Origin of the sequence: Clostridium fessum (assembly GCF_003024715.1) — a bacterium.
Classification (GTDB): Bacteria; Bacillota; Clostridia; order Lachnospirales; family Lachnospiraceae; genus Otoolea; species Otoolea fessa.
The window spans coordinates 88,257-112,021 of record NZ_PYLO01000005.1; the positions used below are offsets into that span (position 1 = coordinate 88,257).

17 protein-coding genes are annotated in these 23,765 nt (G+C 47.2%); 2 read left to right on the top strand and 15 right to left on the bottom strand.

Translation table 11 applies throughout. From position 1 onward, the window contains the following. Positions 1 to 29 precede the first annotated feature (29 nt). From scpB to C7U56_RS13010, 3 genes are all read right to left on the bottom strand, one after another. Complete coding sequence (gene scpB / locus C7U56_RS13000; RefSeq protein WP_118467432.1) at positions 30 to 638, bottom strand: SMC-Scp complex subunit ScpB; 609 nt, start codon at positions 636 to 638, stop codon at positions 30 to 32. Continuing rightward, positions 622 to 1,440 (bottom strand): segregation and condensation protein A, encoded by an 819-nt coding sequence (locus C7U56_RS13005; protein WP_107001576.1) that lies wholly within the window; start codon positions 1,438 to 1,440, stop codon positions 622 to 624. Before C7U56_RS13005 ends, scpB begins: the two co-directional genes overlap by 17 nt. A gap of 160 nt (positions 1,441 to 1,600) precedes the next feature. After that, entirely contained in the window at positions 1,601 to 2,542 is a 942-nt protein-coding gene (locus tag C7U56_RS13010; RefSeq protein WP_107001671.1) for a metallophosphoesterase, read from the bottom strand. A gap of 290 nt (positions 2,543 to 2,832) precedes the next feature. Between C7U56_RS13010 and C7U56_RS13015 the strand changes: the two genes are divergently transcribed. Next, the gene (locus C7U56_RS13015) at positions 2,833 to 3,642 is read left to right on the top strand and encodes a YihY/virulence factor BrkB family protein (RefSeq protein WP_107001577.1); all 810 of its coding nucleotides are present in this window, start codon (positions 2,833 to 2,835) and stop codon (positions 3,640 to 3,642) included. Here the strand turns inward: C7U56_RS13015 and C7U56_RS13020 are convergent. The 4 genes from C7U56_RS13020 to C7U56_RS13035 all read right to left on the bottom strand — a co-directional run bounded on the left by C7U56_RS13020 (position 3,620) and on the right by C7U56_RS13035 (position 8,556). After that, a complete protein-coding gene (locus C7U56_RS13020) occupies positions 3,620 to 3,997 on the bottom strand; it encodes a hypothetical protein (RefSeq protein ID WP_107001672.1) in 378 nt (125 codons plus the stop codon). The genes C7U56_RS13015 and C7U56_RS13020 overlap by 23 nt on opposite strands. Before the next feature lie 24 nt (positions 3,998 to 4,021). After that, positions 4,022 to 5,401: a 23S rRNA (uracil(1939)-C(5))-methyltransferase RlmD gene (gene rlmD, locus C7U56_RS13025; RefSeq protein ID WP_107001578.1), complete on the bottom strand. Its 1,380-nt coding sequence runs from the start codon at positions 5,399 to 5,401 to the stop codon at positions 4,022 to 4,024. Between the two features lie 261 nt (positions 5,402 to 5,662). After that, positions 5,663 to 5,956: a hypothetical protein gene (locus C7U56_RS13030; protein ID WP_022359751.1), complete on the bottom strand. Its 294-nt coding sequence runs from the start codon at positions 5,954 to 5,956 to the stop codon at positions 5,663 to 5,665. A 161-nt stretch (positions 5,957 to 6,117) separates the two neighbouring features. Further along, the gene (locus C7U56_RS13035) at positions 6,118 to 8,556 is read right to left on the bottom strand and encodes an ATP-dependent helicase (RefSeq protein WP_107001579.1); all 2,439 of its coding nucleotides are present in this window, start codon (positions 8,554 to 8,556) and stop codon (positions 6,118 to 6,120) included. A gap of 245 nt (positions 8,557 to 8,801) precedes the next feature. Here C7U56_RS13035 and C7U56_RS13040 point away from each other — a divergent pair, with 245 nt between their 5' ends. Continuing rightward, positions 8,802 to 9,416 (top strand): DUF1836 domain-containing protein, encoded by a 615-nt coding sequence (locus tag C7U56_RS13040; protein WP_022359749.1) that lies wholly within the window; start codon positions 8,802 to 8,804, stop codon positions 9,414 to 9,416. 280 nt (positions 9,417 to 9,696) lie between these two features. Here the strand turns inward: C7U56_RS13040 and C7U56_RS13045 are convergent, their stop codons facing one another. The 8 genes from C7U56_RS13045 to C7U56_RS13080 form a co-directional block, all read right to left on the bottom strand. Further along, positions 9,697 to 10,011, bottom strand: coding sequence for a YerC/YecD family TrpR-related protein (locus C7U56_RS13045; protein WP_022359748.1), 315 nt, complete (start codon positions 10,009 to 10,011; stop codon positions 9,697 to 9,699). A 168-nt stretch (positions 10,012 to 10,179) separates the two neighbouring features. Then, entirely contained in the window at positions 10,180 to 11,004 is an 825-nt protein-coding gene (locus tag C7U56_RS13050) for a Cof-type HAD-IIB family hydrolase (RefSeq protein ID WP_107001580.1), read from the bottom strand. 173 nt (positions 11,005 to 11,177) lie between these two features. Next, entirely contained in the window at positions 11,178 to 14,126 is a 2,949-nt protein-coding gene (locus C7U56_RS13055) for a PAS domain-containing hybrid sensor histidine kinase/response regulator (protein ID WP_107001581.1), read from the bottom strand. Positions 14,127 to 14,131: 5 nt separating this feature from the next. Continuing rightward, a complete protein-coding gene (locus C7U56_RS13060) occupies positions 14,132 to 15,982 on the bottom strand; it encodes an ABC transporter substrate-binding protein (RefSeq protein ID WP_107001582.1) in 1,851 nt (616 codons plus the stop codon). After that, positions 15,960 to 18,167 (bottom strand): ATP-binding protein, encoded by a 2,208-nt coding sequence (locus C7U56_RS13065; RefSeq protein WP_107001583.1) that lies wholly within the window; start codon positions 18,165 to 18,167, stop codon positions 15,960 to 15,962. Before C7U56_RS13065 ends, C7U56_RS13060 begins: the two co-directional genes overlap by 23 nt. Continuing rightward, positions 18,151 to 18,966 carry a substrate-binding periplasmic protein gene (locus C7U56_RS13070; RefSeq protein ID WP_107001673.1) on the bottom strand — a complete coding sequence of 272 codons (816 nt, stop codon included), beginning with the start codon at positions 18,964 to 18,966 and terminating at the stop codon, positions 18,151 to 18,153. Before C7U56_RS13070 ends, C7U56_RS13065 begins: the two co-directional genes overlap by 17 nt. Positions 18,967 to 19,360: 394 nt before the next feature. Next, positions 19,361 to 21,994: a pyruvate, phosphate dikinase gene (gene ppdK / locus C7U56_RS13075; protein ID WP_107001584.1), complete on the bottom strand. Its 2,634-nt coding sequence runs from the start codon at positions 21,992 to 21,994 to the stop codon at positions 19,361 to 19,363. 334 nt (positions 21,995 to 22,328) lie between these two features. Beyond that, positions 22,329 to 23,717, bottom strand: coding sequence for a glycine--tRNA ligase (locus C7U56_RS13080; RefSeq protein ID WP_107001585.1), 1,389 nt, complete (start codon positions 23,715 to 23,717; stop codon positions 22,329 to 22,331). Positions 23,718 to 23,765: the final 48 nt, after the last annotated feature.

Sequence of the window (23,765 nt, forward strand, 5' to 3'; positions counted from 1 at the left end):
AGAATTGAATGAATATTGTTAAGAAAACGTTAATATTTCATTTCCTTCTCTGCCTCTTCCGGCAGTTTCCCCTCAAACTTCAGCTCTTCCTCCGCCTCCATGCGGAACTCGTCGATTCGTCCCGGTGCCGGTTCCGGCAGTTCTTTCGTCGATCCGACTCCAAACCGGCGCAAAAATTCCTCCGTCGTCGCAAACAATGCCGGACGTCCCGGCACATCCAAACGCCCTACCTCGTAAACGAGATTGTACTCAATCAGTTTATTGACCGCGTGATCCGATTTAACCCCGCGGATCTTTTCAATCTCAAGCTTCGTGATCGGCTGTTTATAAGCAATGATCGAGAGTGTCTCAAGCACAACATCCGTTAAAATCTGCTTCTTCGGCGTCGCTGCCACCCGGATCAGATTCTCATAATATTCCGCGCGGGTCGCCATCTGCCAACTGTCCTCCAGCTGCGTGATCTGCATGCCCCGCTTTTCTGCCTCATAACGGCTCTGTAATCGTCTGACCGCCGCTTCCGCGCGCTCTGTATCCGTCCCGAGCGCCGCCGCAAGCTGGCGCAGCTCAACCGATTTTCCCATTGTAAAGAGAACCGATTCCACGATGGCTTCCTCGCGTTTTTCATCTAATTCTGGCATACTCTTCTCCTTCCTCCGTCGAAAGTTCCAGCTCTGCCTCGCCTTCCGTTTCATCCACATCCACCGTATCGAGCTGCATCTCATCAAACAATTTTTCCTGCACCAGATGAATCCGTCCCATCTTCATCAGCTCCAGCACTGCCAGAAACGCCACGACTATCTCCAGGCGATCGGATTCCCTCTCCAGCACATCGCTGAATTTAAAATGACGGTGTTCCCGCGCATAAGAAAGCACCGACCTTACCTTCTGCTCCAGGCTGATCGGTTCCCTGCGGATCGTACTGAACCGGCTTCGCACCGGGTCAAGCTTATTGGCATTCCGCTTCATGACCGCGTCAAACACTTTCTGCAGCTTTGCCAGCGTCAGACCATCCAGAAGCTTGTCCAGATCCAGCGGTTCTTCATATTTCGCCACCTCCCGGGGAATCGTCGGTTCCTTAAAAAAGAGAAGCTCTGCCTCCTGCTCCCGCTCTTCCAGCTCCTGCGCCATATATTTATACATCTTATATTCCAACAGCCGGCGCACCAGCTCGGCGCGCGGATCTTCCTCGTCTTCTTCCTCTTCTTTTTCCACCTTCGGAAGGAGCATCCGCGATTTGATGTCCAGAAGCGTCGCCGCCATCACCAGAAAATCGCTGACCACATCCAGATCCTCATGATCCATCTGATTAACATATTCCAGATACTGCTCCGTAATCAGGACGATCGGAATATCGTAGATACTTACTTTATTCTTTTCAATCAGATGAAGCAACAGGTCCAACGGTCCTTCAAAATTATCTAATTTATAGGAAATTTCCATTCTTTCCAAACTCCTTCTTTTAGCCAGCTTTTTCTACAATCATATACCAAATTCCGTATACATCCACCTGTGCCGAAGAGTTATTCCTGCTGCCACCACGTTTTCTTACGGCACTTTCGGTTCCAAAAGTGCCTACCCGTGTACAATAACCAGAATCTCTCTATTGTTTTCCCCGCAACGTCACACAAACCAGCTCTGGCCGGTCATTCAGCCGCACATTGATCGAATGCGTCCCAAGCCCCCGGCTGACGATCATCGTCTTTCCGTCCGCATCAAACCGTCCGGCGCACCATGGCAGGAAAAACTGGTACTGCGGCGTCATCACGCCTCCCAGCCCCGGGATCCGGATGGTTCCGCCGTGGAAATGTCCGCAAAGCGTCAGATCCGCGCCCCATTTCCGGCAGGTCTCAAAAAAGAGGGGAGAATGAAATAATAATATCTCATACATTTCATGTCCGGCTTCCCGCTCCTTTTCCGCCAAGTCAGGAAAAAACGATTCTTTCATCTGTTGAAAACACGTCTTCTCTGCCGCAGTTCCAACCCGCTCTGAAAGCTCTTCCATCGGCAGTTCCGGCACCGTGAAATGATGCTTATAATATATCTCCCGCAAATTGCACCCAGTCACCCGGATCCACGGATTGATCTCCTCGCTCCGATCCGACAAATAATGAACCCCCAGACGTTTTAATTCCATCTGGAACCGATCATACAAATCTCCGTACACATCCCGCTCCCGATTCATCCGCTCCTCATGATTTCCGTTCGCATAGTAAACCGGCACAAAGGAGGTCAATTTTTCCAGAAGCGATACCGTGACGGTTAAATCACCTTTTCCCTTACAGACCATCATATCGCCGCCGATCAGCACCGCATCCGGCTTGAATGTGCGGATCGCCGCCACCAGCGGCTCATTGTCCGTTCCATACACATTATCATGCAGATCCGACAAAAATACGCAGCGGAACGCAGCGCCATCCGGCAGCTTCGGACTCTCTATCTCATACTGGTCGGTCACAAAATGTTTTTTTTCATATTCCGAGCGGAGCAAAAGCCCCACTGTCACGGCTGCCAGTGCCGCCGCACATGCTGTGATTGCGATCATTTTGTTTCCTCCCATGTCCCATTTTCCAATTGGCTGCCGGCTGATTTTTGCTGCTGTCCGCATCACTGCCATCCTTATGCCCTGCAGACCCGAATCATTTCTATCCTGTTATCATACGGGAAACCGGTGTTTTCGTCAAGACAGGCAAATCCGTTGCTATTTTTTCGACCTCATGATAATATACTTTTAACAACACTGAAATGGCATTCACCTATCGTCAGCCATTTTTCAAAGGGAAATGAGCCAGTTACGGATATTTTCTTAATAACATAAATCAAGCGAGGTTTTTCATGCTTTCTTTTCTCCTGAACTGTAAACGGATTTACAACGATTTCATCAAAGACGAAGTCACGGTGTACGCCGCCCAGGCTTCTTTTTTTATCGTTCTCTCTGCCGCACCTTTTATCATGATTCTGCTGACGCTGATCCAGCTCATCCCCGCCGTCAGCCCGGAGGATCTGATGCACGTGATGACACAGCTTCTTCCCTCCAGCATCCACCCGCTGATTGAATCGGTAATCCAGGACATCCAGACTGTATCCCCGGCCGCCCTGCTCTCGGTTACCACCGTGGCAACCATCTGGTCGGCTGCCCGCGGCATGCTTGGGATCGAGCGCGGCTTAAACCGGATCATCGGCTGCCGCAAGCGCAGAAATTACCTTTTAGGACGTATCATCAACTCTGGCTATACCATCGTTTTTCTCCTGATGTGCATTTTCTCCCTGGTTCTGATGGTGTTCGGTTCCTCCCTGCAGCGCCTGCTATTCCGTTACTTTCCGATGCTGGACAGATTCGTTTCCTGCCTGATTAGTCTCCGGACGTTTCTTGCGCTGGCGCTGCTGACGCTCTTTTTCGTCGCGCTGTACACCTGGCTGCCCTATGAACGGCAGGATATCCGTCTCCAGCTTCCCGGTGCGCTGATTTCCACCGTCGGATGGATCGGATGTTCCTACGGATTTTCCATCTACTTCAACCATTTCAGTAATTATTCTTATATGTACGGCAGCTTGACCGCCGTCGTGATCCTGATGCTGTGGCTGTACGCCTGCATCTGCATCCTGTTTTTCGGTGCGGAAATCAACCAGCACTGGCGCAGATAATCCCCAGCCTCAGGAACACCGGATACAGATAGCTTGCCCCAAACACTCCCAGCTGCTTTGGTCCGGTCACGCAGCCAAGCTCCTGCGCTTTTTTATACGCCACCAGGATGCTTGCACGCGTGACCGACTTTTCTTTCCGGCTGACAAACATCTCGTTGCCCCGGATCGTGTACGAATATTCCAGCCCTTTCGCCGTGTAAAATATTGCCCCTTCAAATGCAAGAATCGCTTCCCACAGGGCATCCGGCGTCTGCTCGCGCAGTAAAGTCTCCCTCTTCCGGCGCTGCACAGCTGTCTCCTGTACCTGACAATCTGCTGTATCTGGTTTTATTTCATTCTCTTTTGTTTCATCCATTTTTCCCACATCCATTTTGGGATCTTATTTCTTCCGCGTCAATGAAACCACCGTCTCACAATTGGCAGTATGCGGGAACATATCCACGCAGCACACCTTATCCACCTGATATCCTGCCGCCTGGATCGGTTCCAGATCCCTCGCAAGGCTGGTTGGTTTGCAGGACACATAAACCATGTGGCTGACGCCAAAATTCAAAATCTTTCCGATCGCCTTCGGATGGATTCCGTCGCGCGGCGGATCCAGAACGATCAGATCCGGCTTTTCTTCCAACTCGTCCACCACCTTGAGGACATCCCCCGCCAGAAATTCGCAGTTGCCAAGTCCGTTGCGCGCCGCATTCTCACGGGCTGCCTCGACTGCTTCCCCGACAATCTCCACGCCGACTACTTTCTCCGCCACCGGTGCGAGGATCTGCGCGATCGTGCCGGTGCCGCTGTAAAGGTCAAATACGACTTTTCCCTTCGTCTCACCCACATACTCACGCGTTTTCTCGTACAGCACCTCCGCGCCCAATGAGTTCGTCTGGAAAAAAGAAAACGGCGAGATCTGGAACCGCAGCCCTAAAAGCTCTTCGTAAAAATGCTCGCGTCCGAACAGAATGTCCGTCCCCTCATCTTTTACGGCATCCGCCAATGTATCATTTTTGGTATGCAGAATGCCCGCAAAGCTTCCCTCCATAGGAAGTGCCTGAAGGCGCTCCGTCCATCCCCGTAAAAGTGCTTCCTCGGTTCCCTCAAAGGTATCCGTCTGTGTCGTCGTGATCAGATCGACCAGAATCTCCCCTGTCTTGATCGCACGGCGCACCAGAAGATGGCGCAAATAGCCAGTATGCTGCATTTTTTTATAAAATCCAACTTTCTTTTCCTCAAAATATTCTTTTGTACAGACAAGAATCTTGCAAAAATCCGGATGCACGATATGGCATTCGTCGGTTGTAACCACATCATAAAAACTGCCGCGCTTGTGCATTCCCAGCGACATAGGACCATCCTTGACCTCATCACCGAAAGAAAACTCCATCTTATTCCGGTAGCCCTGCACCAGCGGGCTGCCTAAGATGCCCTCAAACTCATATTCCGGACATACCGCATCCAGAAGGGAACGAACCTGTTTTTCCTTGATCGCAAGCTGTTTCTCATACGGAATCGGCTGATAAAGACATCCGCCGCAGATACCAAAATGCGGGCATATATCCTCTGCCGTCTCTAACTTTGAGTGCTCGACAACCTCCAAAAGCATACCCTCGCATCGGCCGCCGCGCTTTTTATTGATACGGAACCGGATCTTCTGTCCCGGAAGCGCATTTTTGACGATCGCTTTCTCTCCATCTATCACAACTACGCCCTTATTTGGAAACTCAATCCGTTCTACAGTTCCTTCGTAAATCTCACCTTTTTTCATTGATAACTATATAGCTCCTTCTCTCAGTGGCTTTTACCGCACTATAATCACCAACTGCAAATGATTTTTCAACTCACAGCTAATTTTCATCTGCGGTTCTAATTCATATCTTTATAGTATACAGGAATTTTTTTCTTTTTCCAAGATATAAAAAATACAAACTTATCTACAAACTTTCCTATGGCATAAAAAATACTGCGTGAAACCGATTTTCCGGTTCCGCGCAGTATTTTTTATGATTCATTGACTAAATTATCACAATCAGTCTTTCTTCTCTTTCTCGTCGCTCTCATCCTCGAAGAAATCATCGTCGAAATCATCATCGAAGTCGTCCTCGAAATCTTCCAGATAATCTGGAGTAAAGAAACGATATACGCCGTATGCAATCGCTGCAACTGCTGCTACAATACCGATAATGGCTAAAATCCAGAGAATACAGTTTTTCTGTTTCTCCTCTTCTTCTTTTCTGTGAAGGAATTCATTCAGTTTGGTTGCATTCATGATCTCTTCTACTCTGGAGAGCGCATCTTTGCTCATCATATCAAATTTATTCATACACTCCACATCCTTTCCCGCGTTTTGATCCGCAATTCTTGATTTTATTATACCATCTCTCAGCCGATTTTACTATATTTTTTATTGGATCTGGCGAAAATGTTTTAATACGGCATTACTGTTTTCGCATACGTGTACCGTAACAATACGGCAAACACGGTCTAACATTTCACCAGTTTTGCAAATGAAGCGAACATTTTTTTCACGCCCACGCGGTCAAAATTAACCGTCACCTCAAAATCCTTGCCGCCGTCCGCGATCTTCTGCACCGTTCCCTCGCCAAATTTGAGGTGGCGGACTCGGTCGCCCTCACCGTAGGAAAGATGGTCGGCCTTCTGGACCGTAAATGCCTTGCCAAATGACGGTGCCGGGCTGGCTGGACGGCTGCTGGAACTATAAGCGCTCTTATATGGATCCAGCGTGCGGCCAGAACCAGCACTTCCGGAACCATTCACACCGCCCCAGCCGCTCATCCGGGCTGCGCCGCGCTCCCAGGCGGCATCGTTCTCTGAAAGAGGGTGTTTTCCAGACATTCCGCCAATCCGCACCCGATCGCCGTCTCCCGCGCCAGATACACCAAAGCTGCCCGTTGTCCAGCCAGAAGTCCCCGAATCTTCAAATCCGCGTCTGCCCCGGCTCATACCAGCAGCCCGTTCAAAGACGGTCGGCTGCTCTTCCTCGTCCAGAAGCTGCGGCGGAATCTCCTCGATGAAGCGGCTGACCTTCGCAAACCGCGTTTCTCCATTGACCATGCGCTGTCTCGCCGCCGTCAGCGTCAGTTCTTTCTCCGCACGGGTGATTCCGACATAGCAGAGACGCCGTTCTTCTTCGATGGCGTCCTTATCATCCGAAAAGATGGACATGCTGCTCGGAAACAGCCCGTCCTCCATGCCGCTTAAATAGACATACGGAAATTCCAGACCTTTTGCGCCGTGCAAAGTCATCAGGACAATCCTGTTTTCGGATTCGTCCAGGCTATCTACATCCGCTACCAGCGCAACCTCCTCCAAAAATCCGTCCAGCGTCGGTTCCTCCGCTGTGCTCATATAGCCGGTCGCCTTATTAACCAGCTCTTCCACGTTCTGCAGACGTGTTTCTCCCTCGATCTCGCCTTCCGCCTCCAGATCCTTCTTATATCCCGTCTCTTCCAGAATCGCCTCGATAAGTTCCGGGATCGAAAGGGCCGAAAGCCGCGACCGGAAGTTTTCGATCTGCTCCGTAAACTTCTCGATCTTATCCGCCGCCTTGCCGATCGTCGGCACGCCGCGCACGCGCAGCAGCGCATCATAAAAGCTCATGCCATTGGCAGACGCATAGATCGTCACTTTTCCGATCGAGGTCGCACCGATGCCGCGCTTCGGCACATTGATAACACGCTGAACCGCCAGATCATCGCGCCCATTCGCAATCGTCTTTAAATAGCAGAGAATATCCTTGATTTCCTTGCGCTGATAGAAATTGACGCCACCGACCAGCCGGTACGGAATGCTGTAATAAATACATTTTTCCTCCAGAAGACGCGACTGTGCATTGGTACGGTACAGCACGGCAAAATCCGAATATTCCGCATTTTTCTCTTCTTTCTCACGCTCAATATCACAGATAATGGCGTCTGCCTCCTCGTATGCCGTGTCATACTGACGGAAGCGCACCTTCGGTCCCTCGTCATTCGCCGTCCACAGCGTCTTGTCCTTTCTGCCGCGGTTGTGGCGGATCACCTCATTTGCCGCGTTCAGGATGCTCTGGGTGGAACGGTAGTTCTGCTCCAGCTTGATAACGCGTGCGCCCGGAAATGCTTTCTCAAAACTTAAAATATTTTCGATATTTGCCCCGCGGAATTTGTAGATCGACTGGTCATCATCACCGACCACACAGATATTTCTGTACTTCTTTGCCAGCAGATCGACCAGCTTAAACTGTACAAGGTTCGTGTCCTGGTACTCGTCCACCATGATATACCGGAATTTATCCTGATAATATTCCAGCACATCCGCGTTTGCCTCGAAAAGCTCTACCGTTTTCACCAGCAGATCGTCGAAATCCAGGGCATTATTCTTCTTGAGTTCTTTCTGGTATTCCCGGTAAATCTGAGCAATCTTTTTCTCCCGGAAGTCCGCTCCCGCCTGCTGCTCAAACTCATCCGCCGTGATCCGGTCATTTTTCGCCGCAGAAATCCGTGACAGCACCGCCCGCTCCTTAAACTGCTTCGGATCCGCCTGCATTTTCTTGAGCACCTGCTTCATCAGCGTTTTCTGGTCGTCGCCGTCATAGATAGTAAAATTCGAGTCATATCCCAGACGGTCGATAAACCGGCGCAGAATCCGAACACAGCTCGAATGGAACGTGCTGACCCAGATCGCCTCCGCGCCTTCCCCCACAATCTTATCCACACGCTCGCGCATCTCCGCCGCCGCTTTATTGGTAAATGTGATCGCCATGATATTCCACGGCGCCACCCGTTTTTCCTCGATTAAATACGCAATCCGGTGTGTCAGGACGCGCGTCTTTCCTGAACCGGCGCCTGCCAGAACCAGGAGTGGTCCCTCCGTGTGAAAAACCGCCTCCCGCTGCATCGGGTTAAGTGTGTCGTATTTGCTCATATATGTTTCGTTCCCTTCTATCCTCTTATATAATCTATTTTTAATGACAAAAAGTATGTTCGAATACGCTCTAGTATAATCTATTTTCTCTTGGATGTCACGGAATTTTCATTGATTTTAAATTTCTCCTTGCTATCTGGTTTTCAAAACTATATAATATCACATAGAGAGTTCATGACAGCGGAAGCGCCAAAATCGCCTCCCTGTTTCGCAGCTTTCGAATTTCAACGCAGCGAGGTACATACATGAAATCGAACGAAGAACGCCTGCAGGATCTGCTGGCTTATGTTGATAGTCTGACCCGGGTGCATCCGTCGGAGATTCCCGGTATTGATTTATATATGGATCAGGTCACGACCTTCATGGACAGCCACCTGAACACTTCCAAATGGCTGGGCGAGGATAAGATCCTGACCAAAACCATGATCAATAACTATGCCAAAAATAACCTGCTGCCGCCGCCCGTCAAAAAACGCTACTCCAAGAATCATCTGCTGATGCTGATTCTGATTTATTATTTTAAAAATGTGATATCCTTTCGAGATATTGAGCAGCTCTTCTCGCCCATCAGCGAGCACCACTTTTCCCATGGTTCCAGCCCGGAATTAGAAGAGCTTTACAACGAAATCTTTTCGCTGGAAAAAGGGCAGCGCAAGCGCTTGCAGGAAGACGTCATGGCAAAATTTGACGCCGCCAGCCAGACATTCAAGGACTATGACTGTGAAGACCGCGAGTATTTACAGCTGTTCGCCTTTATCAGTGAGCTGGCGTTTGATGTCTATCTGAAAAAACAGATGATTGAAATCCTGGCGGAACAGCTCCGGCAGGAGACGCCGGTGAATCCGAAGAAGAAGAAATAGGCAGCACTTCCGCTGTACCGCCACACTCAAAAACAGGCTAAACAACAAAAATTTCAACCCATTGCATCATACACGATAAAAAAGACACTGGAATCACTTCCCCTTGTGGAAATTCTTTCAATGTCTTTTTTCTTTCATTTCTTTTTATCTTTCATTCAACCAGCTGCCAGCTCCTGGGACAATTCCACCCCAAGCCAAATTTGTCCATCTTTGGCAGGTTGGTTTGCTACACCTATGAAAGTACGCGCTTTATCTATCGTGCGTATATTCCTACTTCGTCTTACGCTTCCGTTTTCTCCGCCTCTTCCTGCTCTTTCACACGCGCAAATACCATATCATATCCGTCGCTTCCGTAATTTAAAGAACGGTTGACACGGCTGATCGTCGCTGTCGATGCGCCGGTCTTGTCCGCGATCTCCAGATATGTCTTCTTCTCACGCAGCATCTTCGCTACTTCATATCTCTGGGAAAATGATAAAAGTTCATTAACTGTGCATACATCCTCGAAAAAGCTATAGCATTCGTCGGTATTTTTCAGTGTCAGAATCGCCTGGAACAGATGATCCACAGCTTCGGTTTTCAGTTTTTTATTCATAATGCAAGGCACCCCTTTTTAATATGTACTCCGAAAATATATTCATTTTTCCGTTTTTCTTATATTAACATATTAAAGTTTTAAAGTCTAGTATCTTGCCTATTTTTATGAATATTTTATTTTTCATCTGTTCACGCAATATACATTTATGCGAATCTGCCAAATCTTCTACAGCATAAACTTCTCCACCACATGAGCCACACCGTCGTCGTTGTTGGAATAGGTAATAAAGTCTGCAGCTTTCCGCACCGGAAGCACCGCATTCTCCATCGCTACACCTAATCCGGCATACTGAATCATCGTGAGGTCGTTGTAGCCGTCCCCACAGGCAATCATCTGCTCACGCGAAAGCCCGATGTGAGAAAGAAGACGCTCTAACGACTGTGCTTTATCGATGCCCCTCGGAAGCACCTCCAGGAAAAACGGCTCCGAACGGTAAACGCTGAAATTCTTCCCCATCGCCGCCTTGACGCGCGGCTCGACCATCGCCAGGTAGTCTCCATCCTCCATCATCAGGTATTTCGGTACCGGATACGTGATCGCAGCTTCCATGTCGTCCACCTGTACTAACTCCATGCCGTTGATCCGCGCTTCCAACTTCGCATAGGGACTGTCACTCTGGTTCGTCAGAAGCTTTGCCCCCGCCTCATCGTAACTCAAAAGCCCCACCTGTTCCTCCTCGGCCAAGCGTATAATCTTCTGATTTGCCTCCTGCGGCAGGGAACGGCTGAATATGATCTCGCCGGTTTTGCAGTTCGTGATCCTGCCTCCATTAAACGACAGAATATAACTGCCGTATTTTGCCAGCTCCAGCTCTCTCGCAAGCGGCAGCACTCCCGGCGTCGGACGCCCGGACGCCAGTACAATCTTCTTTCCGCGCTCCTGAAGCTCCATCAGACGCTGCTTCGTCTTTGGCGTAATCACCTTATCTCTGTTTGTTAAGGTTCCGTCCAGATCCAGGACGATAATCTCATAACTATGTTTTTCGGTCATATTTACTCCACATTCAAATCATACGTACTATTGTACACGTATATACGATACTTAGAAAAGATGAATTTGTCAATTAGCAACATGCCACATTACTTAATGCAATCCCTTCTTAACTTCTCAAATGGTTAACTCATATACTTCCGTTACTTTTGCCATTGCTTCCTGTATCCCCTCTATGAAAGATTTTTTTGCAATGCATCAATTAATTCCTCTACAACAATTGGCTTGGATAGAAATCCATTCATACCGTATTCCAGCGCTTCCTTCCTGTCTTCATCAAAAGCATTGGCAGTCATGGCAAGAATAGTGATTCCCGCCTGTGCCGGATCATCCAGGGCACGAATCCGCTTTGTGGCCTCATACCCGTTCATGACAGGCATCTGCACATCCATCAACACAAGATCATAACCGCCCGGTTTCGATTTTTCTACCTTCTCCACTGCCTCTGCTCCATTTTCGGCAGTGTCAACCAGAAAGCCATATTCATTCAGGATCTCCACCGCAATTTCACGGTTCAGTTCATTGTCTTCCACAAGCAATATACATCTGCCCTTGAAATCTGAACCTGCTGCCGGGAGAATATTATCCTCTTGCTCAGCCTGCCTCTGACCGATAGCTGTCATCAAGGTCTCTCTGATATCTGACATAAACATAGGTTTCGAACAGAATGCTGTAACCCCTGCCGCTCTGGCCTCCACTTCGATATCTGACCAGTCATAAGCCGTCAGGATAATGATTGGCGTATGGTCACCCAGACTGCGGATCTGACGGGTAACTTCAATGCCATTCATATCCGGCAGACACCAGTCAATGATATACGCATGGAATGCATCCCCCAGTTCCATAGACTGCCGCGCCCGGAGAACAGCCTCCTTACCGGAAAGAGTCCATTCTGAACGCATTCCAACCTTGACAAGCATCTTTGTCACACTGTCACAGGTATTAAAATCGTCATCTACAACCAGTGCCTTAAGACCTTCCAGCTCTGCGATCTTCTCTACATGGTGATGCTCAGGCTGAATCCGGAATGGCAGGCGGACAATAAATTCAGTTCCCTTGCCATATTCTGTCTGAACCTCGATAGTTCCGCCCATCATATTCACAATGTTCTTGGTAATAGCCATGCCAAGTCCGGTACCCTGAGTCCTGGTGACCGTGGAAGTCCGCTCCCTCTCAAAAGGAGAAAAGAGCTTCTGTACAAATTCCTGGCTCATACCGATTCCGTTATCCTTTACCCGGATCTCGTACAGCGCACTGCCGCTTTGCGTCCCCGGACACTGTTTGAGCCGGACTGAAACGGTTCCACCAGCAGGTGTAAACTTAACCGCATTGGACAAAAGATTCAACAGTACCTGGTTCAGACGCGTCTTATCACAATAGATATCCTCATTAGTCACATCCATTGCATCCATATAAAGCTCCAGCTGCTTCGCATGGATCTGCCCACCAATGATCGTCTTCAGGTCATGAAGCACATCCGACAGGCTGACCTCTGTTTCTTCCAGATGGATTTTTCCACTCTCAATCCGGCTCATATCCAGTATATCGTTGATCAGTGAGAGCAGGTGGTTGCTGGATGAAAGAATCTTACCCAGATAATCCCGGACTCTTTCCTTATCATCAATATTACTTACAGCCAGTGTGGTAAAACCGATGATCGCATTCATGGGTGTCCGGATATCGTGAGACATATTGGAAAGAAACGTACTCTTGGCCCGGTTTGCTGTCTCCGCAGCACGGACTGCCTCAGAAAGTGCCTGATTCATTTTCCTGTCAGAGGTACGATCCGACATAACCAAGATATATTTTCTTTTTCCGTTTACCTCGCTGCACATTGCAACATTATGAAACCAGCGCTGCTCTCCTGATTTATAATGAACGTATTCAAACTCCCATTCTTTCTGTTCATGAACCCGGATTCTCTCCAGATAATTTTTATCCGGTTCTTTCGGATTTTCAGAATGCAATTTTCCCAAAACATGAATATCCTTACGGATCTCTTCTACCGTAATCCCCAACAATTTTTCCGCATTCGGGCTGACGTAATCTGCCTGATATGTTCTAGCATCCAGCATCAGAAAAACATCATCTACATTCATTGACAGCTTCTGAAACAATTCGTCTCTATACAGGATCTCCGTATCCTTTTTCCTGAGGTTTGTTCTGCCTTTTTGAACAATAAAACTGATAAGTAAAGCGGCAATACAGAGCACGACTCCTCCCACGAGAAGCATTGTATTAAACTGCAGGCTATTCATACTGGCATTCACGATATCCGCCGGGACAAGTCCCAGAAACATCCAATCCTTGATATCTGATTTTTCATAGACCAGATAATAGCTCCTTCCATCAAGCTTTACCAGCTTCGCATCGGTACGTCCTTCTTTAAACTTCTCCGAAAGCTCATTGATCTCTCTTTCAGACATATCAGAATGCTCTCTCAGAACACCGAAGAAATTATACACTCTCCCCCATGACCCAGAAGAATGCTCCACCACAACACGACCATCCGGATGAATCACATAGTTCTGGGCATTTCCGTCGAAAGCAGAGATATCCAGTACATTTACGATATCAGAATTCTCATAGGCAATGGCAATCGCATCATATTCAAATCCCTGATAACTTCCATAGGCCTTGGGAGTTGCAAAAACAAGCAGCTGGGCTTTTCCAGGAACTGCTGCATTTGTTATCACATCACTTCCCTGTCGGAGCTCCTCTTCCATATTTCCCTGTAATCCAAGATACCCTGTTTCACCTGTTACCTTCTTATAGTTTCCGTCAGCTGACAGAAAAAAGAATTCTAAAAAGCCGGCATCTTCCTGTGCTTTCTCTATATAATCACGAATTTCGTCTTCATTGGAGGTGTTCTGCAGATTCTCTCCCCACATATGAAGATAGGTCAGATTCTTGTCTGTCAGTTCCCGCAGCATATTATCAGACTGATGAAAAATCTCTGTCAGATGAGACACACTTTCCTCATATACCGTTTTCGACACAAATTTAAAATATCGGGAAACCGTCAATACGATTCCAAGAAAAACAGCTATAACGACAGCTGCCTTGAATTGTTTTCTATTGACAAGTTTCTTTTTGTCTGTATTATGATTCTTAATATCCATTTTTCTCACCTCAGAGCCACATAGTCTTCAGGCTCTGCAAGAACGGCATCACCATCTGAAATATATCCTATCCAGGTATCCTTCACAGAAGTATCTCCCCTATCAAACACAATATTATCCTCTACCGGATAATTCTCCATGTGTTTAGGTATCGTCAGGCAGGTTACCGTGAACATATCATTGTCTTGAACTTTCTTTCCATCCTTCATAACTTTGCTCAATGTATAACCATCATCCGTTTCCCTGATCTCCACAGAAATACCGCTGACTACAGGTAGAGAACCGCTGTTAAAGGGAATAAAGCCTCCCTCATAGCCTTCCACAAAATTTCTGACAGTCTCTTTCAGCTCTGCCCCACTCATCTTACTGCTGTAAGCCAAAAGACCATTTGGCATGATCATGCTGCCCGCCATTTTTTTCGTATACCCGGCTTTCAGCACGTTTCCGGTAAAGCTGTTTCCGGTGGCGATCAGCACATCCGTCCCGTAGACACCGCGCAGCGTATTTGCCATAACCGAATAGGCTGCATTACCTCCACTGGCATGGAAACGATTGGAATAGAATTTCTGTGAATCCAGCAGGATATCCTCGGAGATAGTCTGCTGATTCAGAAGCTGGGTGTTAAAGGACTGATAAGCCTGCCCTGCATCGTATTCTCCTGCGATCATCTTAGATACTACATCCTTGGAAATAGAGAAGAAGTCATTTGACGCAATACGGATATACATGTGATTTTCTTCGATCACAGGTTTCACATCTTTCAGATATTCTGTAAGATGGATATCCACATCCTGGCTGTAGCTTAAGAGATCCTGACCATCATAAAGGATCTGGTTCTGAGCATCCTCTGAAAGCATTGTATCCAATACCTTCATGGCTTTCTTCCGTCGTGTTTCATCCTGTGCCAGATCACGGTTTAAAGCCACTTGAAAATAGGGTGTCGTCATCAGCCATTTTTCTCCATTCTCTTGAAAGAATGGCAGAAATGTTGTGTGAATGCCCTGATCCTGAAACATTTTAACACCGGAAGAGCTTCCAAAGTACATGGCAAGCTTACCACTTTTGAACAACTCAACCACATTATCATAGTTCAAATCCAAATCATCCCGGTTCAATCCTGTATCCCGGATAAACCGCTCCATCCGTTCAAAAGCCGCCGGCCAGACGGTATTGTCCAGACCTTCTTTCACTGTATGATCCGGGTCACTGTAGGTGGTGCGCCATCTGCGTCCGTCGGCAGAAGAAAGTTCTGACGCCGACAGGCCCTGCAGTGTCTCCATACAGGTATAGTCATAATAATAGTCTGCGGTAAACCCTCGGATTCCCACCTTATCAAATGCCTCGCAGGCAGAGACAAAGCTTTCATAGTCTGTTGGCAACGGGATATCATATTTTTCAAAAAGATCTTTGTTCACTACAAAGCCATGGGCATCCGCACACACCGGAAGCCAGTTTATGCTGCCATCCTCGTTCCTAAAATTGTTTAGATATGTATCATAGACAGCACCTGCCGCATTGGTTGTGGAAAGATCCATCAGGCTGTCTTTCAGCGAACTTGCATCATGCAGTGAAAAACGACAACAGGTTATAATATCCGGCAATCCTCCATTTTCATCAAGAAACTTATAAAAATCCAGATCATTATTTCCTACTACAAATTCAATGTTAATATCCGGAAGCTGTTCCTGAATATAGGGTGCATATTTTTCATACAGGTTTGTGCTCCATAAATACACCGTGATGGTTTCTGCATCTTCTTTTTCCGCTCTTTTCCCGCCGCAGCCTGATAAAAGTAATATGGCCATTACCATCACCAGGAATACAGCAAGTAACTTATTTCTTTTTTCCTTTTTCATTACGAATCCCCCTAAAACTGTGTTCCGCTAGTTCATAAATTACCTTTACCAGTAATTTTGCATCAACAGGCTTAGAAATATGTTCATCCATTCCCGCTTCTTTTGCTCTTATTCTGTCCTCCGTGAACGCATTTGCTGTCATTGCAATGATCGGTATCGTCTTAGCATCCTCTCTCTCCAGAGACCGGATCCTCTTCGTTGCTTCATAACCATTCATGACCGGCATCATGATATCCATGAGGATCGCATCAAATTCACCTAACTCACTTTTTTTGAATTGATCCACAGCTTCCTGCCCATTCCATGCCTTGGTCACGACAGCACCTTCATTCTGAAGCATAAATTCAGCAATTTCTATGTTCAGCTCATTATCTTCTGCCATAAGAATATGCAGTCCCTTTATAGATTTTCCATCTGATACATCTTTCTGTTCTTCCCATTTATCCGAATTCAGATCTATTTTAAATGGAACCTGGATCACAAAGGTAGTCCCTACACCATCTTCACTTTCAAAGGTAATGGTTCCACCCATTTTCTCAACCAGCTTCTTTGCAATCGACATTCCCAGACCCGTTCCCGCAAATTTTGTGCGGCTTCCTGCGTGTTCCTGTACAAACGGTTCAAAAATATGTTTCTGAAACTCTTCTGCCATTCCGATTCCGGTATCCCGGCAGACAAATTCTATCGTCGTCATCTCTGGCTGTTCGGATGGAATCTCACGGCAGCTAATATAGATATATCCGTTTTTTCTGTTATATTTCACCGCATTCGACAGAATATTCATCATCACACGTTTCACATGTCCTGGACTTCCAATAAGCTTTCGATGTGTGATTTCTTTCTTCTCCCACACAATCCGGATATTCTGGTCTGCAGCCATCTGCTCGATCACAACAAGTACTTCCCGGGAAATACGGCTTAGATCAAATGGAATTTCTTCCAGAATCACTTCACCCGCCTCCAGCTTACTCATATCCAGGACATCGTTTACCAGCTCCAGCAACAGATTGGATGCCTCTTTCACCTTTGTTCTGTATTCTGTCTGTTTCTCCATATCATCTGCACAATGATCTGCCATATTGAGTAAACCGCAGATTCCATTAATCGGAGTCCGGATATCATGGCTCATCCTTTGGAGAAATTCCGTCTTCGCCCTATTGGCGTCTTCCGCCTTTTTGGCAGCTATCAGAAGTTCTGATTTATATTTTTCATCCTTTTCCCGCTCTTGTTTCTCATGTTCCAGATTGGTTCTGAAGATACAGGACCAAAATATACCAACTATCAAAGAATATAGAAAAATGACACCAGCCACACTTAATGGAAGGTTATGAAACACTTCCTCATCCAGAAGATATGCATAAATATAATAATCCCGCTGCTTCAGCATGATTCCGTAGCATCCGGTTCCTTCATTCTTCAAATGAAAAATATGCTGGCTGTCTGTGTGCTTTTTCATTGCCTGAATAACCTCATTGTCGGTCGTATTCTGCCCCAACAGGCTCTCATCGTTACTGGCAACAACGAGCCCATCGTCTGCAACAATAATTGTTCCATCTTTTTGGACACTATATCCATTTAAAAGCCCTTGTATCGTCAAAGTATAGTTTCTGGTAAATTCAGGAGATGTGTAATAGTAAATTGCCACAATACCCGGTGCGTCTTTTCTGGCGCAGGCTGCAATGTCGATCCGGGACCCGTCTTCCCTGGCAAGCCGTTCCGAATAGCTTCTTTCTTCATATCCTGTAAAATCCATGATAATTTCTTTTTGCAGATACTCCGTAATCTCATCCGTCAGAGACTCTTTTGTGCTATACTCACAGACCGTCTTTCCCTCTGCATCCAGTACAAGGATGCCATCCACCCAGAGAGTCTGCAGATTATCTTTCAGAAACTCCCGGCTTAACTGACCACCGTTTTCTGTTTCCATGTTAATATTGGTACTCATCTGTCTGGCACTTTCAATGGCACGGAGAAGGCTTTTGGATTCCGAAGATTCATTATAATGAGTATAGGTGGAACACTGCACTTTCACATAGTTTACAATCTCTACCATTCTTTCTTCTGCTTCCGCTTTTTCCGCATGAAAGAAATAAGTCAGGGAAACTACCGCCACACAGATTCCAAGCAAAACACCAACTATTTCTATCTGCTTTTTCTTTGTCCTTCCCTTAATATCCAAGTTCATCCACCTCCAGATACCTTCCCGGATCATCCAGATATTTTTCAATGATTTTCAGGGATGTTCCATCCCGACGCATTTCCTCCAGGGTCTGATCCATCTGCTCACAGATTCCCCGGTCATCCTCTTTTGCAAAGGCAACCCCTATACCGGTGATCATCAGCGGCTCTTCCAGAATACGAAAGCTTGTGTCATAATCCTTCATATACTGGACAATCGATTCCTCATGTGCGGCAACTGCATCTACGTATCCTTTTCCCAGAAATGTATAGATCAGCTCCCTGTGTCCCAAACTGATCAGATTACCCAGCTTTGGGATTCTCTCATCCGTCCGGTTCAGAAAAATACCTTCCGGTTTGGTTGTGGACTGAACAGCCAGATTCTTTCCCTCCAGGTCACTCAGTTTATAGATATCACTGCTCTCATTTACAGCAACCACCTGACGGCTTGCTATATACGGTCCGGCCCAGCGGTACTCGTCAAGGCGCCCTTCCATGGAAAAACAGCCCATGATGCAATCGATCTCCCCGCTCTCCAACAGTTCTTTTTTCTTCTCCCAGTTAATCTGGACAGGCTCCACCTGATAGCCCATTCTTCTGAACGCTTCTGTAGCCAGTTCTACATCAATTCCTGTCGGCACACCATCCTCATTCAGATAAGTGTATGGTGGATAGCTGTCGCTTCCCAGGGTGATGACGGGTTTTTCCGTTTCTTTTTTATTCTCACCTGTGTTTTTGCACCCTGCCAGGGTAACTGCTAAGATTCCAACAAGCAGAATACCTGCGATCACTCTTTTTCCTTTCATTTTCATTCCATCCCTGTTATTCTTTTCTATTTCTTCACATCTGATTTCCGGCCATTTATTACGATTCAGTGGCCCGCGCTTAGGTGTCCCCGTATATAAGACTTAATTTCCTATATGATCAAAAAAAGCTCCATGTAAAAAATTTACAGGAACTTTATCCATAATGCCCTCTTAACTCTTACCTTATATTCTTACACTTTTTATTATAGCATTCAAAATATACCATGTCCACAAAAAGTTGCCATCATCCATTTTGTTACTGTTCACACATGCGTGAACAGTAACTCCATTTTTTCATAAACAGCCACAGATTATTTATACAAAAGGACCCCCTTACTTTCGTAAGGGAGTCCTTATCTACTCATTTATTTTATTCAAGGTTTTCCTTAAATGATTATTTCTCAGCGATTGCAGCCTGAGCAGCAGCCAGACGAGCGATCGGCACACGGAACGGTGAGCAGGATACATAGTCAAGACCAATCTTGTGGCAGAACTCTACGGAAGACGGGTCGCCGCCGTGCTCGCCGCAGATACCTACATGAAGGGTCGGGCGCTCTGCTTTACCTAACTTGATCGCCATCTCCATGAGCTTACCTACGCCAGTCTGATCCAGTTTTGCAAATGGATCGCTCTCGAAGATCTTCTTGTCATAGTAAGCATTCAGGAACTTGCCTGCATCATCACGGGAGAAGCCGTAGGTCATCTGAGTTAAGTCGTTTGTACCGAAGCAGAAGAATTCAGCCTCTTTTGCGATGTCGTCAGCGGTCAGAGCTGCACGCGGGATCTCGATCATGGTACCTACTTCGTACTTCAGATCAACGCCTGCTGCTGCGATCTCCTCGTCAGCGGTCTTCACAACGATATCTTTTACATATTTTAACTCTTTCGCATCGCAAGCGAGCGGAATCATGATCTCCGGTTTTACGGACCAGTCAGCGTGAGCTTTCTGTACGTTGATAGCTGCACGGATAACTGCCTTGGTCTGCATAACAGCGATCTCCGGATAGGTAACTGCCAGACGAAGTCCACGGTGACCCATCATCGGGTTAAACTCATGCAGGGAAGCAATCAGGTTCTTGATGAACTCTACAGATTTGCCCTGAGCGTCAGCCAGTTTCTTGATGTCCTCTTCCTCAGTCGGAACGAACTCATGCAGCGGCGGATCCAGGAAACGGATAGTTACCGGGTTGCCCTCCAGAGCCTCGAACAGACCTTCGAAGTCGCCCTGCTGATACGGAAGGATCTTATCCAGAGCTGCTTCTCTCTCTTCTACAGTGTCAGCACAGATCATCTCACGGAAAGCAGCGATTCTGTCTTCCTCGAAGAACATATGCTCGGTACGGCAAAGACCGATACCCTCAGCGCCAAGCTCTCTAGCCTTCTTAGCATCTGCCGGTGTATCTGCGTTTGTACGAACTTTCAGTCTTCTGAACTTGTCAGCCCATGCCATAACGCGACCGAATGTACCAGCGATAGTAGCATCTACGGTCTTGATCTCACCTTCGTAAATATTACCGGTTGTACCATCGATGGAGATGAAGTCTCCCTCGTTGAATACTTTACCAGCTAAAGTGAATTTCTTATTCTCTTCATCCATAGCGATGTCGCCGCATCCGGATACACAGCAGGTACCCATACCACGAGCAACTACAGCTGCGTGAGAGGTCATACCACCACGAACGGTTAAGATACCCTGAGCAACCTTCATACCGGTTATATCTTCCGGAGAAGTCTCAAGACGAACTAAGATAACTTTCTCGCCCTTCTCAGCCCATTTCTCAGCATCTTCTGCGGTGAATACAACTTTACCGCAAGCAGCACCCGGAGAAGCACCTAAGCCTTTTCCAAGCGGAGTAGCTGCCTTTAATGCAGCAGCGTCAAACTGCGGATGCAGCAGTGTATCGAGGTTACGCGGGTCGATCATAGCGACTGCTTCTTCCTCTGTCTTATGACCTTCATCTACCAGGTCGCAAGCGATCTGCAGCGCAGCCTGAGCAGTTCTCTTACCGTTACGGCACTGTAACATGTAGAGTTTCTTGTTCTCTACGGTGAACTCCATATCCTGCATATCATGGTAGTGGTTCTCAAGCACATCACAAACCTTGATGAAATCTGCATATGCCTCCGGGAACTCCTGCTCCATCTGTGCGATCGGCATCGGAGTACGAACACCAGCAACAACGTCCTCGCCCTGTGCGTTCTTTAAGAACTCGCCCATCAGCTTCTTCTCGCCGGTTGCCGGGTCACGGGTAAATGCAACACCTGTACCAGACTCATCGTTTAAGTTACCGAATACCATCGGCATTACGTTTACTGCAGTACCCCAGGAATACGGAATATCATTATCTCTTCTGTATACGTTCGCACGTGGGTTGTCCCAGGAACGGAATACAGCTTCGATCGCTAATTTTAACTGAACAACCGGATCAGACGGGAAGTCCTCACCTAACTGTTTCTTATACTCAGCCTTAAACTGCTCTGCCAGAGTCTTTAAGTCAGCTGCGGTCAGCTCTATGTCGTAGTGAACGCCTTTTTCTGCTTTCATCTTGTCGATGAGCTGCTCGAAGTATTTCTTACCAACCTCCATAACGACATCTGAGAACATCTGGATGAAACGTCTGTAGGAGTCATATACAAATCGCTCAAATTTCGGGTCCGGGTTGCCTGCGATCATCGCTGCAACTACCTCGTCATTTAAACCAAGGTTTAAGATGGTATCCATCATACCTGGCATGGATGCTCTCGCACCGGAACGAACCGATACTAACAGTGGGTTCTTCAGATCGCCAAATTTCTTTCCATTGAGCTCTTCCATCTTCTTAACGCCTTCCATGGTCTGTGCCATGATCTCGTCGTTAATCTTGCGACCATCTTCGTAATACTGGGTACAAGCCTCAGTTGTGATTGTAAATCCCTGTGGAACCGGCAGACCGATGCTTGTCATCTCCGCCAGGTTCGCTCCCTTTCCTCCCAGCAGGTTACGCATGGTCATGTCGCCCTCGCTAAACATATAAACCCATTTTGCCATAAGTATTTTCCTCCTATACTCGTTTATGTTTTACATTCACATATTTGTATTTATGTGAAAGATAAAAGCCATCGTGAATATTATAACATAAACTGCGGTCTAGTAAAGAGTTTTTTTGAATTCTTTCCAACTTTTTTTCGATCAATATATATTTTTTTGTAATTTTCGTGAATATTAAATGAGATGACTATCCAGAACAGTGCCTAATCTGGCCCAAAATAAATTTCGTTCTTTGCAAAATGCCAAAAATGTCACAAGCCCTCTCTAACACAAAAAGCAGAAACCATCTCCTATTTTCTGGAATATGGTTTCTGCTTTTTTGTTTATTTAAAGATTAGAAACGGAACTTATCCTCAAAGTAGTTCTTTAACTCGGCGATCGGCACACGTACCTGTTCCATGGTATCACGGTCACGGACGGTAACAGCCTGGTCGGTCTCCGACTCGAAGTCGTAAGTGATGCAGAACGGAGTACCGATCTCATCCTGACGGCGGTAACGCTTACCAATGTTTCCTCTGTCGTCGAACTCGCAGTTGTAGTACTTGGAAAGCTCTGCGTAGATCTTCTCTGCTCCCTCGTTAAGCTTCTTGGACAGCGGAAGCACACCGATCTTAACCGGTGCGATAGCCGGATGGAAGTGAAGAACGGTTCTTACATCGCCCTCTCCGATCTCTTCCTCATCGTATGCAGCACACAGGAATGCCAGGGTTACACGGTCAGCACCCAGTGACGGCTCAATCACATACGGGATATATTTCTCCTTCTTCTCATCATCGAAGTAGGTCATATCCTGACCGGAGGTGTTCTGATGCTGGGTCAGATCGTAATCGGTACGGTCTGCGATACCCCACAGCTCGCCCCATCCGAACGGGAACAGAAATTCCAGATCGGTCGTCGCCTTGCTGTAGAAGCACAACTCTTCCGGAGAATGGTCGCGCGCGCGCATCTCATCCGGCTTGATGCCAAGTGTCTGCAGCCAGTCGATGCAGTGCTGTTTCCAGTATGCAAACCACTCAAGGTCGGTTCCCGGTTCACAGAAGAACTCCAGCTCCATCTGCTCGAACTCTCTGGTACGGAAAGTAAAGTTACCCGGTGTGATCTCGTTACGGAAAGATTTACCGATCTGACCGATACCAAACGGGATCTTCTTGCGGGAGGTTCTCTGTACGTTCTTGAAGTTTACAAAGATACCCTGTGCAGTCTCCGGACGCAGATATACGGTGTTTTTTGCATCCTCGGTAACTCCCTGGAAAGTCTTGAACATCAGGTTAAACTGACGAATGTCGGTGAAATCATGCTTGCCGCAGCTCGGACAGCAGATGTTATTGTCATCAATGTACTGTTTCATCTGCTCCTGGGACCAGCCGTCTACGGAACCCTCGATCTCGATGTTGTGCTCTGCCATATAGTCCTCGATGAGCTTATCTGCACGGAAACGCTCTTTACAGCTCTTGCAGTCCATCAGCGGGTCAGAGAAGCCGCCCAGATGTCCAGATGCCACCCATGTCTGGGAGTTCATGAGAATCGCACAGTCTACACCTACGTTGTACGGGCTTTCCTGAATAAATTTCTGCCACCATGCACGTTTTACATTGTTTTTCAGTTCTACGCCCAGATTGCCGTAGTCCCATGTATTGGCAAGGCCGCCGTAAATCTCAGAACCCGGATATACAAATCCTCTTGATTTTGCGAGCGCCACGATTTTGTCCATCGTCTTTTCCATTTGTCTTGTCCTCCTGATTCATTTATCATTGTACCCGTCCCCGCCTCT